The following is a 13,132-nucleotide window of genomic DNA, read 5'->3' as shown; positions in this document are numbered from 1 at the left end:
CACGAGGCTGTGCCTGCCACAAGAATTGAGGATTGCCGCCGGTCTCCCGTCGGCTCCCACAACGGAGAGGGCATTGTGTTGGAATCAACAAATACCGCGGTAAATAGCTTCGGAGCCAAGGACACCCTGCGCGTCGGTTCGACGGACTATGAGGTCTTTCGTCTGGACGCGGTCGACGGCTACGAGAAGCTGCCGTACAGCCTGAAGGTGCTGCTGGAGAACCTCCTACGCACCGAAGACGGCGCCAACATCACCGCCGAGCACATTCGTGCCCTCGGCGCGTGGGTACCAACCGCGGAGCCCGATACTGAAATTCAGTACACGCCGGCTCGCGTCGTCATGCAGGACTTCACCGGCGTTCCCTGCATCGTCGACCTCGCCACCATGCGCGAAGCCCTCGTTGAACTCGGCGGCGATGCCAAGAAGATCAACCCGCTCGCCCCGACCGAAATGGTCATCGACCACTCCGTTGTCGCGGACCTGTTCGGCACCCCCGACTCGTTCGAGAAGAACGTCGAGATCGAGTACGAGCGCAACGGTGAGCGTTACCAGTTTCTCCGCTGGGGCCAGACCGCGTTCGATGACTTCAAGGTCGTGCCACCGGGAACCGGCATCGTGCACCAGGTCAACATCGAATACCTCGCCCGCGTCACCATGACCCGCGAGGTCAACGGCGTGCTCCAGGCCTACCCCGACACCTGCGTCGGCACCGACTCGCACACCACCATGGTTAACGGCCTCGGCGTGCTTGGCTGGGGCGTCGGCGGAATCGAAGCCGAAGCTGCGATGCTCGGCCAGTCGGTTTCCATGCTCATTCCCAAGGTTGTCGGCTTCAAGCTCTCCGGCATTATCCCGGCCGGCGTCACCGCAACGGACGTCGTGCTCACCATCACGCAGATGCTTCGCAAGCACGGCGTCGTTGGTAAGTTCGTCGAGTTCTACGGCTCGGGTGTCGCCTCCGTACCGCTGGCTAACCGCGCCACCATCGGCAATATGAGCCCCGAATTCGGCTCGACGGCCGCCATGTTCCCGATCGACGATGTGACCCTCGGCTACCTGCGCCTCACCGGCCGCAGCGAAGAGCAGGTCGCGCTGGTCGAGGCCTACGCGAAGCTGCAGGGCCTCTGGCACAACCCCGACCAGGAGCCGATTTTCAGCGAGTACCTCGAGCTGGACCTGTCCACGGTCGTTCCCTCGATCGCCGGACCGAAGCGCCCGCAGGACCGCATCATTCTCTCTGAGGCCAAGACCCAGTTCGAGCGCGACCTGGACAACTACGCCAACGCACCCGTGTCGCTCGTCGACGCGGCAATAGAGGGTACCTTCCCCGCTTCCGACCCGATCGGCCTGACCTCCCAAGACGAAGAGACCGCACACAACCACGCGTTCGAGAGCGGCCTGGACCGTCACACCAGCCGCCCCACGCAGTCGCACCCGCAGCCGACCGACGTCACCCTCGCCGACGGCCGTGAGTTTACGATCGACAACGGGTCTGTTGCAATCGCGGCCATCACCTCCTGCACCAACACGTCGAACCCGAGTGTCATGCTCGCGGCCGGCCTGTTGGCCCGGAACGCCAGCCTTAAGGGCCTCAAGAGCAAGCCGTGGGTCAAGACCACGCTCGCTCCCGGCTCCAAGGTCGTCACCGAGTACTACGCGAAGGCCGGCCTGAACGGCTACCTCGAAGACCTCGGCTTCTACCTCGTCGGCTACGGCTGCACCACCTGCATCGGCAACTCGGGTCCGCTTGAAGATGAAATCTCCACCGCCGTGCAGGAGAACGACCTGGCCGTCACCGCCGTGCTCTCGGGTAACCGCAACTTCGAGGGACGCATCAACCCCGACGTGAAGATGAACTACCTGGCCAGCCCGCCGCTCGTCATCGCTTACGCCCTCGCCGGCACCATGAACTTCGACTTCGACACCGACTCGCTCGGCAAGGACAACGACGGCAACGATGTGTTCCTCAAGGACATCTGGCCCGATGCCGCCGAGGTGCAGAAGACCATCGACGAGTCGATCGACTCGAACATGTTCGAGACCCAGTACGCCGGCGTGTTCGACGGCGACGAGCGCTGGCAGGCGCTCGAAACGCCCGTTGGTGACACCTTCGCTTGGGACGCCGAATCCACCTATGTGCGCAAGCCCCCGTACTTCGACGGCATGAGCCTGGAAACCAGCCCGGTTGTCGACATCTCTGGTGCCCGCGTGCTCGCCAAGCTCGGCGACTCCGTCACCACCGACCACATCAGCCCGGCCGGTTCGATCAAGGCTGACGGCCCCGCCGGCCGTTACCTGGCCGAGCACGGTATTGAACGTGGCGACTACAACTCCTACGGCTCGCGTCGTGGTAACCACGAGGTAATGATTCGCGGAACTTTCGCGAACATCCGGCTGCGCAACCAGCTTCTCGACAACGTCGAGGGTGGTTTCACCCGCGACTTTAGCGTCGCTGGAGGCCCTCAGGCCGACATCTACGATGCCAGCCAGAACTACCAGGCCGCCGGCACTCCGCTCGTCATCTTCGGCGGCAAGGAGTACGGGTCGGGTTCCAGCCGGGACTGGGCAGCCAAGGGCACGAGTCTTCTCGGCGTCAAGGCCGTTATCGTAGAGAGCTTCGAGCGCATTCACCGCTCGAACCTCATCGGCATGGGCGTCGTGCCCCTGCAGTTCCCGGTGGGTCAGAGTGCCGACTCGCTCGGCCTGGATGGCACCGAGATCGTATCGATTTCGGGTATTACCGAGCTGAACAACGGTAAGACGCCCAAGACCGTGCACGTGACCTGCGTTCCGAGTGAATTCTCGGCCGCCGGCAAGGCACCGGTCGAGTTCGATGCCATCGTGCGCATCGACACCCCGGGCGAGGCCGAGTACTACCGCAACGGCGGCATCCTGCAGTACGTGCTGCGCTCGCTCGTCTGAGTTGACTGAGGCGTGACCAATTACGGCGTGAGCTGAGTAGGTCGCCACAAGCGCTCTTCCCGTACGACGCCGGCGCGTAGACTCGATTCATTCGGGTCCACGCGCCGGCTTGGTTTGATGAGCAGTCGTGGGAACGTACGACGTGAAAGGACGACGGATGACTCTTCTGGAGACGATTCACGGTCCCCGGGACCTCGATGGTCTCTCGAAAGAGCAATTGCCGCAGCTGGCCGCGGAGATTCGCGCCTTTCTGGTGCGGGAGATCTCCAAGACGGGTGGCCACCTCGGGCCGAACCTCGGCGTCGTCGAGCTGACCATCGCCATCCACCGGGTCTTCCATTCCCCGACCGACGCGATCGTCTTCGACACCGGACACCAGTCTTACGTGCACAAGCTCCTCACCGGGCGGCAGGACTTCAGCAAGCTGCGGCAGCTGGGTGGCCTGGCGGGGTACCCGCAACGGTCCGAGTCCGAGCACGACATCGTCGAGAGTTCGCACGCCTCCAGCTCTCTGTCCTGGGCCGACGGCATCTCCCGGGCGTTCGAGATCACCGGCCAGAACGACCGTCACGTCGTCGCCGTCGTCGGCGATGGAGCACTGACCGGGGGAATGACCTGGGAAGCACTCAACAACATCAGTGATGACAACACCCGCAAGCTCATCATCGTGGTCAACGACAACGGTCGCTCCTACGCGCCGACCATCGGCGGCATGGCCCGCTTCCTCAACACCATCCGCACCCGGGCCAGTTACCGGGACGCCTACCTCACCAGCAAGGACGTGTTCGATCGCCTCGGTGCGCCCGGACGGGCCGTCTGGCGCGGCGTACGCGGCGGCATGCACGGGTTCCTCGCCCGTGTCACCAACAACGAGGCCCTGTACTCCAACCTTGACATCAAATACATCGGTCCTATCGACGGCCACGACGTGCACGCGATGGAAGAGGCCCTGGCCCAAGCCAAGGGCTACGGAGCGCCGGTCATCGTGCACGCCATCACCCAAAAGGGCAAGGGCTACGATCCAGCCGTGCAGGACGTGGCCGACCAGTTCCATGCCGTCGGACAGATCGACCCGGAGACCGGGGAATCGGTCGAAGAACCCGGCGCCCAGTCGTACACGTCGGTCTTTGCCGACGAGCTGCTGAAACTCGCCATCGAGAACGATCGAATCGTCGCGATCACCGCCGCCATGCTGCGGCCCACCGGGCTGCACAAGATGGCCGAGCGCTTCCCGTCGCGCGTGCACGACGTGGGAATCGCCGAGCAGCACGCGGTGACCAGTGCCGCCGGGCTCGCCTTCGGTGGCCTGCATCCCGTCGTGGCACTGTACGCAACGTTCATCAACCGGGCCTTCGACCAGGTGCTCATGGACGTGGCCCTGCACAAAGCCGGCGTCACCTTCGTGCTGGACCGCTCTGGCGTCACCGGGCCGGACGGTCCCAGCCACCACGGCATGTGGGACCTCGCCATTTTGCAGGTCGTACCCAATATCCGTCTGGCCGCGCCGCGCGATTCCGCGCGCCTACGTGAAGAACTGGCTGAGGCCGTCGCGGTCGACGACGGACCAACGGTGGTGCGCAATCCCAAGGGCACGGTCGGCCACGAATACGATGCCATACGCCGTCTCGACGACGGCGTTGACGTGCTCCAGGAGGCGACCCAGCAGGATGTCCTCATCGTGACGGTCGGTCCGATGGCAGCGATGGGGCTGGACGTGGCCGATCGGCTCGCCGCGCAGGGGATCGGCGCAACGGTCGTCGACCCGCGCTGGGTCGTTCCCGTGCCACGGAGCATCGTCACCCTCGCCGCCGCGCACCGCATTGTCGTGACGATCGAAGACGGCATCCGGGTGGGTGGCATCGGCACGCGCATCCGTCAGGACCTGCGCGAGGCCGGAGTGGACACGGCGGTGACCGAACTCGGCCTGCCCGACCAGTTCCTCGATCACGGCACCCGTGCCGAGATCCTCGAGCGGGTCGGCCTCACCCCGCAACGCATCGCTCGCGATGTCGTGGCCATGGTGCTCGGCAGCAAGATTCCGAACGCCCGGCCCCTGCCGGAAGGCCACACCGACACCGGTGCCATCCAGGTAACCCGCCGCGACTAACTCCCACCCGGCACCCGCGTCCCGAATACGGACGGGGCCCGGGCCCCGTCCACGGGCCCAGCTTATAAACTGGGCCCGTGGCCATAGGGTGGGCCCGGTCGGCAGACTGGGTCCGGTTCTCGTTAGTTTTGAGCGGATGCCGCCGGTACCGCAGCACCGATACCGCGAATCGGCGGGGTATGGAAGGTGCCGCCGAACACACGCTCGCTCGCGCCGACCCGGTCGAGGTACGGGGTGATCCCGCCCATCTGGAAGGGCCACCCGGCTCCGAGAATCATGCAGAGGTCGATGTCTTCGGCCGCGTGCACAACGTCGTCGTCCAGCATCCGCTTGATCTCGTCGACCAGACCGTCTTCCACCCGCTGCAGAATCTGCTCGGCCGTCATTGGCGTGGTGCCGCCGGCGACGATCTTCAGCGCTCCCTTGTCGAATCCGGTGCGGCGACCCTTACCGTCACGCTCGAGGATCTTGCCGTGCTCGGCGAGTTTGTGCAGGTTGTCGCTCTCGAAGAAGCGGTCGGGGAACGCCGCGTGGTGCGTGTCGAGTACGTGAGCTCCCACGGTGAGGCCGACGAGCTCGAGCAGCTCGAACGGGGTCATCGGCAGTCCGAAGGGCGCCACCGCCGCTTCCACGACCTCGAACGGTGTTCCGGTGTCGACCGCGTGCATGGCCTCACCGAGCAGCTTGGCCAGAACCCGATTCACCACGAAGCCGGGAGTGTCCCTGGTGATCACGGCGTTCTTCCGCAACTTGCCGGCGATGACCATGGCCGTAGCCAGGGTGACGTCGTCGGTTTGCGGGGTGTTGACCACCTCGATCAGCGGCATTACCGCCACCGGGTTGAAGAAGTGGAACCCGACGAGGCGTTCCGGATGCTTGAGCTTCGATCCGATCTGCTCGACTGACAGCGACGAGGTATTGGTCGCAAGAATCGCCTCGGGCGACACGAACTTCTCGATTTCAGCGAACACGGACTGCTTCACGCCGAGTTCTTCGAAAACGGCCTCGATGACCCAGTCGGCGTCGGAGAACAACGACTTGTCGGTGGTGCCGGTAACCAGGGCGCGCAGCCGGTTGGCTTCGTCGGGGGAGATGCGATTCTTGGTTTGAAGGGCCGCGATCTCGTCGTGAATGTACGCCACACCCTTGTCGACACGGGCCTGGTCAAGATCGGTGATGACCACCGGCACCCTGAGACGCCGCACGAAGAGTAGGGCGAACTGGCTGGCCATGAGACCTGCGCCGATCACACCGACCTTAGTGATCGGACGAGCCAGTTTCTTATCCGGCGCTCCTGCGGGGCGTTTGGCGCGTTTCTGTACGAGGTTGAAAGCGTAGATGCTCGCCTGCAGCTGATCGCCCGATATGAGGCCGGCCAGGGCTTCGTCTTCGCGCTGAAACCCCTCGGCGCGGGTACCGCTCTTGGCGGCCTGCAACAGGTTTAGCGCCACGTACGGTGACTTCGCGACCTCGCCGATGCGGTTCACGAGCATCTTGCGGGCGACGCCGACGGCGACGTCCCACTTGACGAGACGCTCGACCTTGCCGGGCGCGTTCGGGCGGGACACCTTCTCGGTGCCCGCAATGACACCGTCGGCCCAGGTGATGGAATCTTCGAGGAATCGCGCCGAGGTGAACATGACATCCGCAATTCCGAGCTCAAGGGCATCCGCTCCACTGAGGGTGCGGTTGTTCTTGAGCGGGTTCTCGATGATGACTTTGAGGGCGTTTTCGATGCCGATCAGGTTGGGCAGCAGGTAGGCGCCGCCCCAACCCGGAATCAGACCAAGAAAGACTTCGGGTAGGGCGATAGCGGGCACGGCCGCGTCGATGGTGCGGTAGTTAGCATTCAGGCCGATCTCAAGGCCGCCGCCGAGCGCGAGCCCGTTGATGAAGACGAACGACGGCACACCGAGCGTGTCGAGCTTACCGAGCGCGTGGTGGCCGAGCTGGCTGAGCAGTTTGCCCGTTTCGAGCGAGGGGATCTCGGCGACCTTGGTGAGGTCCGCACCGGCGGCGAGGATGAACGGCTTGCCGGTGACGGCGACACCGTGGATCTCGCCGCGTCCGGCGCGGGCGGTCAGTTCGTCCAAGGTGGCGGCGAATTCCAGCAGGGTGACCGGACCGAGCGTGTTTGGCCGGGTGTGGTCACGCCCGTTGTCGAGGGTAACCAGGGCGAGCGTGCGGCCGGCGGCGAGGGGTACGTCGCGCACGAAGCAGTGCGTGACAACCTCGTCGCCGGAAATCTCGACCAGCGGGCTGAAATCAAGAGAACTGTAGTCGGTCATCGTTTGGCTGCCTTCTTGTTGAAGTGCGGGTTTTCCCAGATCACGCTGCCGCCCTGGCCGAGGCCGATGCACATGGCAGTGAGACCGTAACGCACCTCGGGGTGCGACTCGAACTGGTGGGCGAGCTGGTTCATCAGGCGAACGCCGGAGGAAGCGAGCGGATGCCCCAGCGCAATAGCCCCGCCGTATTCGTTCACGCGGGGGTCTTCATCATCGATGCCGAAGTGGTCGAGAAAGGAGATGACCTGCACGGCGAAGGCTTCGTTGAGCTCGAACAGGCCGATGTCGGTAATGGACAGTCCGGCCTTGCGCAGAGCCTTCTCGGTGGAGGGGACAGGGCCCAGGCCCATGACCTCCGGTTCCACGCCGGCGAAGGCGAAGCTCGTCATGATCATTTTCACGCCGAGGCCGAGTTCCTTGGCCGTGGCGGCGCTGGCCAGAAGGCACGCAGAGGCGCCGTCGTTAAGACCGGAAGCGTTGCCGGCCGTGACGCGGCCGTGCGACCGGAAGGGGGTGCGCAGCGTTGCCAGCCCCTCCATGGTGGTTTCCGGGCGGGGTGCTTCGTCACGTGTGGCCAGGCCCCAGCCGGATTCGCTGCGCGTAGCAACGGGAATCAGGTCGGGCTGGATCTTGCCAGCGGAGTAGGCTGCGGCGACCTTCTGCTGGCTGCGCAGCGCGAACCGGTCGGAACGTTCCTTGGTATAGGTCGGGAACCTGTCGTGAATGCGTTCGGCGGTGGCGCCCATGTTGAGCGCGTCTTCGCTCACGAGCTTCTCGGACAGGAACCGCGGGTTCGGGTCGGCGCCGAAACCCATCGGGTGGCGCCCCATGTGCTCGACGCCGCCGGCGATGGCGAGGTCGTAGGCACCGAAACCGATCGAGGACCCCATCGTGGTGACGGCGGTCATCGCCCCGGCGCACATGCGGTCGATCGCGAAACCGGGTACCGACTTCGGCAGGCCGGCCAGCAGGGCGGCCGTGCGACCGAGCGTCAGGCCCTGGTCCCCGGTCTGGGTCGTAGCCGCGATCGCGACGTCGTCGATGCGTTCCGGCGGCACGCCCGGATTACGTTCCATCAGCCCAATGATCGCCTTGACCACGAGGTCATCGGCTCGGGTTTTCCAGTACATGCCTTTTTCGCCGGCGCGTCCGAACGGAGTTCGAACCCCGTCCACAAAAACGACTTCTGCTCTCTCGGCCACAATGCCTCCAGTACGTGTTAGATCAGATCCGAATCGATCTGTTAGGGCTGATCCGATCCTAGGGTGACGAAAATGGCCGCCCGAATCGTTTGCCGGTTTCTACGACTCCAGATCAGAGACGGGAACGGCTGCTTGTGGAACCTCTACAAAAGCATCCGCTATTAGTTGTGCAGTCACGTCAACTTGCCAGCGTCGGGCCCCTAAATTTACCAGTGCGACCTTAACGGATGCCGCATCCGCCGGCTCGGGCGGCGACCACGCCACCCGGCGCAGGTAGTCAGGGGTGAGCAGGTTCTCCAGGGGGATAGCGAGTTCGTCCGAAACGGTCTGCAGTGCAGCGCGGGCCGCCTTGTACCGCACGTCGGCCTCCGGATTGCGGTCGGCCCAGGCTCGCGGCGGAGGCAGGGTGTCGTTGTTGGCCTTGAGCGCGGGCAGGTCGGCGGTGGCGCGGCCGCGCGCAATCGCACTCCACCAACGATCGAGCTCGTTGCGGCTCGCCCGTCCGTTGAATTCTCGCAGGTCGCTGAGCGCCTGGCGGGTCGCCGGCAGCACGCGGGCAGCGGCCAGCAGCGAGGCATCGGGAACGAGTCGCCCGGGGGAGACGTCGACTTCGCGGGCGTATTCGTCGCGGGCCAGCCAGAGTTCGCGGGCGACGGCCAGGTTGCGCTGGCCGTGCAGCGAGTGGATGCCCGACAGACGCCGCCACGGGTCGACGCGGGCGGCCTTGGCTTCCTTGGCCAGGGTCGCGGCGAACTCCTGGGCGGCGATGTCGGTCTTCTTGGAGTCGACGAGCAGGTCGACCATGCGGTCGCGCAGGTCGGGCAGCAGCTCCACGTCGAGGGCGGCGTAAACCAGCCAGGATTCGGGCAGCGGCCGGGTCGACCAGTTCGCCGCAGAGTGCTCCTTGGCGAGGTGGATTCCGAGCAGTTCTTCCACCACGGTGCCGAGTCCTACCCGCGGAATGCCAAGCAGCCGCGCGGCGAGCTCGGTGTCGAAGATGCGGGCCGGGTCGAGTCCGACCTCGCGCAGGCACGCGAGGTCCTGGCTCGCGGCATGCAGAATCCATTCAGTGTCGGCGAGGGCATCATTCAGTTCGCTAAAGTCGCCGATGGGCGGCGGGTCGAACAAAAAGGTGCCGGCGCCGCGGCGATAAATCTGAATCAGGTACGCGCGTTGCGAATAGGTGAAACCGGATGCACGTTCCGCGTCGACCCCGACCGGCCCGTCACCGGCGGCCAGCGCGGCCGTCGCGGCGAGGTAGGCCTCGCGGGTATCGACGACCTGGTGTTGGACGATGACCTGCTTGGGCTGCGATTCAGCCACGGGCTGCTCGGCGTGCTGACAACATGCTGACTCCTTCCCCAGCGGGAGGGAGGCCGGCGAGCATGCAGAGCAGCTCGCCCCAGCCCTCGACGTGGGCGGTGAGATTGTGATCCAGGGGTGTCCACGACGCGCGCAGCTCAATCTGCGCGCCATCACCCTGTTTGGCGAGTTCGCCAAAGCCTGACGAGATTACTTTAGTCGCGGTTCCGGAGGCCGCCGTGTACGTGGCTTTGCGGGAGTCCAGCGCATCGACGAGCCACGCCCAGGTGACTTCGGCCAGAAACGGGTCCAACCCGATCTCCACCTCGAGCGGAGCCTGCGCGAAACACACCACGCGAAAGGCGCCGTTCCAAGCCTCTGGCTCCTGGGGGTCATAGAGCAGAATGAACCGGCCCGTTCCGAGGTCCGAGTCGCTGCCATGCCGCACGGGCTTGATATTGGCGGCGAGCGCGATCGAATACGGCGCGAGCTGGGCGGGCGCGGCGATTTCGGTGACAACTAATTCGGCCCGGCTTCTGGCACGGCGAATCGCGGTCAACGCCGCGGCAAACTCCGCGGGGAGCGATTGATCAGTTTCGGGCACGTCTGCAGACTAGAGTTTTTTCTGGGTGTTGTCCGTGAGGCACGCCGACCAGTCGGAGGTGCACATGCACGACCCACAGCCCCCCTATGGGCGTCAGCCGAATGCACTGCGGGCGGTTCTGGGCGTCAGTGGCATCATCGTCGCCGGGGCAGCCGTGGCCATCGTCGCGGCGGTTGGGGTTCTCTCGGCCGTGATGGCGAAGACGATTGTCACCCCTCCGGCCCAGCGTGAGGACGACACCCGCGTGGTCGCGGTCGACCTGTCGGGCGGTACCGTCACCCTGCAACGCCACCGCGACTCCGTACTTTCGGGCGATTACAGCTTCTTCTTCAGTGCGGGCACCGGCCATGCCCGGGTCGGAGAGATCACCGCGCGCACCAGGCACACCGTAACCCGGCGCATCCTCAGCCTGGACTATGGAGACCTGGCCGCCGCCCGGCGTGGCCGGTTCAGCGGCTGGCTCTACACCGGTCCCGCCGATCTCGGGTTCGAGTGGAGCGACGTCACCGTGCCAACGCGCATCGGGCCGGCGCCCGCCTGGCTCATTCCAGCGGATGCCGCATCCCCGTCGTCCCACTGGGTCATTCAGGTGCACGGCCGGGCGGTGCGCCGCGAAGAGGCCTTGCGGGCGGTGCCGGTCTTCCGCGCGGCGGGCTACACGTCCCTGCTCGTCTCCTACCGCAACGATGGCGACGCGCCGGCCAGCTCGGATGGGCGGTACGGCCTCGGTGACACCGAATGGCCGGACGTGGTGGCCGCGATCGAGTACGCCGCCGCGCAAGGGGCCACGAGCATCGTGCTGATGGGGTGGTCGATGGGTGGCGCCGTGGTGCTGCAGTCGATGACCCGAAGCAAAGACATCGGCCTGATCACCGGTATCGTGTTGGAATCCCCGGTCGTCGACTGGGCCGATGTCATCAACGCGCAGGCGATGGACCGCAGGCTTCCGCGGCTGATCGCGCGCGGCGCCGTGCTGCTGATGGGGTCACGCTGGGGCGCCAGCTTCACCGGCCAGGCTGCACCGATCGACTTCGGTCGGCTCGACTTCGTCGCTCGCGCCGATGACCTGCAGCGCCCCATTTTGCTTCTGCACAGCGACGATGACGGTTTTGTTCCGGCCGCCGGTTCGCGCCGACTCGCCGGCCGGCGGCCCGACATTGTGACCTTTGTTCCTTTTGCCCAGGCCAGGCACACCAAACTTTGGAATTATGATCCCGCTCGGTGGAACGCCGAGATCACGGCCTGGCTCGCCCGACTGCCCGAGGTCTAGGCGAGCCGCTCGCGCAGCTGCCGCTTGGCCCGGCCGAGCATGGCGGTCATTCCGCGCAGGCGCAGCGGAGAGACAGCCTCAGTCAGTCCGATCGACTGCGGATAGTCATCGGGAACCATCAGCACCTCCTCGGCGCTCAGCCCGTCGAGGCCCTGGGCGAGGATCGACGCAAACCCGCGGGTGGTCGGCGACTCGCGGGGAGCCGTCGCGTGCAGGTGAAACGCGTCGGCAGCATCCAGTTCAACGAAGATGAACACCGGCGACTGGCACTCGACGACGCGCTCGAGCAGGTCGGGGTGGTCCTGAAACTTCTGCGGGAGTTCCGGCAGCTCGTTGGCGAACTCGAGCAGCAGCAGTAGACGATCCTTCTGCTCAAGAGCCAGAAAGTCGTCCTGGATTTCAGCCAGCTGGGCGGGAAGTGCTCTCATCGACGCGGCGCCGCACCGGGTTCGGTGCCAACGGCGATCGGCACGGCCACGGCGTTGCCCCATTCGGTCCAGGACCCGTCGTAGTTGCGCACCGTCTCAAAGCCCAGCAGGTGCGTCAGCACGAACCAGGTGTGGCTCGACCGCTCGCCGATTCGGCAGTAGGCAATCACGTCGTCACCGTCAGCCAGGCCGGCCTCTTCGCGGTAGATGACGTCCAGTTCGGCGCGGGTGCGGAACGTGGAATCGGCTGCTGCAGCGCGGGCCCACGGCACCGAAGCGGCAGTAGGAATGTGGCCGCCGCGCAGGGCTCCCTCTTCGGGGTATGCCGGCATCGTCGTGCGGGCGCCGCTGTACTCCTCATCGGAGCGCACATCGATGAGCGGATTGCCGAAGTGCGCGAGAACGTCATTTTTGAAGGCGCGGATCGGCAGGTCGTTGCGTTCGATCACCGGGTACTCCGTGGGGGTGACGGGGGAAGCCTCCGTTGTGATCTCGCGCTCCTCGGCGAGCCACTTCGTGCGCCCACCGTCGAGCAGGCGAACATCTGCGTGCCCGAACAGGGTGAAAACCCAGAGGGCGTACGCGGCCCACCAGTTGCTCTTGTCGCCGTAGATGACGACCGTGCTGTCGCGGGCGATGCCCTTGCTGCTCATCAGGGCGGCAAATGCTGCGCCGTCGATGTAATCGCGGTTTACCTTGTCGTTGAGGTCGGTGTGCCAATCAACCTTCACCGCGCCCTTGATGTGTCCCACTTCATAGAGCAACACGTCTTCGTCGGATTCGACCACGACCAGCCCGGCGTCGCTGCGATGCTGCGCCAGCCAGTCGGTGGAGACGAGCCTGGTGGGGTGGGCGTAGGCGGCAAATTTCTCGGTCGGATCGAACGGGGCAGACATATAACCTCCAGGTGGACCGCGATGCATACGGATTCGGGTTGACCGCGGATTAGGCTTATCGGGCCCACCGTTTAAACCTACGCGGTGCCGGCACACCGCGCATTTGCAAAGCT

9 protein-coding genes are annotated in these 13,132 nt (G+C 65.2%); 3 read left to right on the top strand and 6 right to left on the bottom strand.

All coding sequences use genetic code 11. The features are described 5' to 3' along the window. The first annotated feature begins 75 nt into the window (after positions 1-75). Both QMK31_RS01985 and dxs read left to right on the top strand, forming a co-directional pair. Positions 76-2,922 (top strand): aconitate hydratase, encoded by a 2,847-nt coding sequence (locus QMK31_RS01985; RefSeq protein ID WP_283499263.1) that lies wholly within the window; start codon positions 76-78, stop codon positions 2,920-2,922. Between the two features lie 157 nt (positions 2,923-3,079). Further along, positions 3,080-5,029: a 1-deoxy-D-xylulose-5-phosphate synthase gene (dxs, locus tag QMK31_RS01980; protein WP_283499262.1), complete on the top strand. Its 1,950-nt coding sequence runs from the start codon at positions 3,080-3,082 to the stop codon at positions 5,027-5,029. Positions 5,030-5,151: 122 nt separating this feature from the next. Here the strand turns inward: dxs and QMK31_RS01975 are convergent, their stop codons facing one another. The 4 genes from QMK31_RS01975 to QMK31_RS01960 form a co-directional block, all read right to left on the bottom strand. Further along, positions 5,152-7,317, bottom strand: a complete 2,166-nt coding sequence (locus QMK31_RS01975; RefSeq protein ID WP_283499261.1) for a 3-hydroxyacyl-CoA dehydrogenase NAD-binding domain-containing protein — start codon at positions 7,315-7,317, stop codon at positions 5,152-5,154. Next, the gene (locus tag QMK31_RS01970) at positions 7,314-8,519 is read right to left on the bottom strand and encodes a thiolase family protein (RefSeq protein WP_283499260.1); all 1,206 of its coding nucleotides are present in this window, start codon (positions 8,517-8,519) and stop codon (positions 7,314-7,316) included. Before QMK31_RS01970 ends, QMK31_RS01975 begins: the two co-directional genes overlap by 4 nt. A 99-nt stretch (positions 8,520-8,618) precedes the next feature. Continuing rightward, on the bottom strand, positions 8,619-9,815 hold the full coding sequence (locus tag QMK31_RS01965) for an HRDC domain-containing protein (RefSeq protein ID WP_283499799.1): 1,197 nt from the start codon (positions 9,813-9,815) through the stop codon (positions 8,619-8,621). Between the two features lie 19 nt (positions 9,816-9,834). Then, on the bottom strand, positions 9,835-10,425 hold the full coding sequence (locus tag QMK31_RS01960) for a DUF3000 domain-containing protein (protein WP_283499259.1): 591 nt from the start codon (positions 10,423-10,425) through the stop codon (positions 9,835-9,837). 64 nt (positions 10,426-10,489) lie between these two features. Here QMK31_RS01960 and QMK31_RS01955 point away from each other — a divergent pair, with 64 nt between their 5' ends. Beyond that, entirely contained in the window at positions 10,490-11,695 is a 1,206-nt protein-coding gene (locus tag QMK31_RS01955; RefSeq protein WP_283499258.1) for an alpha/beta hydrolase family protein, read from the top strand. Here the strand turns inward: QMK31_RS01955 and QMK31_RS01950 are convergent. Both QMK31_RS01950 and QMK31_RS01945 read right to left on the bottom strand, forming a co-directional pair. Next, positions 11,692-12,123: a SufE family protein gene (locus QMK31_RS01950; RefSeq protein ID WP_283499257.1), complete on the bottom strand. Its 432-nt coding sequence runs from the start codon at positions 12,121-12,123 to the stop codon at positions 11,692-11,694. The genes QMK31_RS01955 and QMK31_RS01950 overlap by 4 nt on opposite strands. Continuing rightward, positions 12,120-13,019, bottom strand: coding sequence for a sulfurtransferase (locus tag QMK31_RS01945; protein WP_283499256.1), 900 nt, complete (start codon positions 13,017-13,019; stop codon positions 12,120-12,122). Before QMK31_RS01945 ends, QMK31_RS01950 begins: the two co-directional genes overlap by 4 nt. Positions 13,020-13,132: the final 113 nt, after the last annotated feature.

Source organism: Cryobacterium sp. PH31-O1 (assembly GCF_030063455.1).
In the GTDB taxonomy this organism is placed as follows: domain Bacteria; phylum Actinomycetota; class Actinomycetes; order Actinomycetales; family Microbacteriaceae; genus Cryobacterium.
This window is presented reverse-complemented; position numbering and strand designations above follow the sequence as displayed.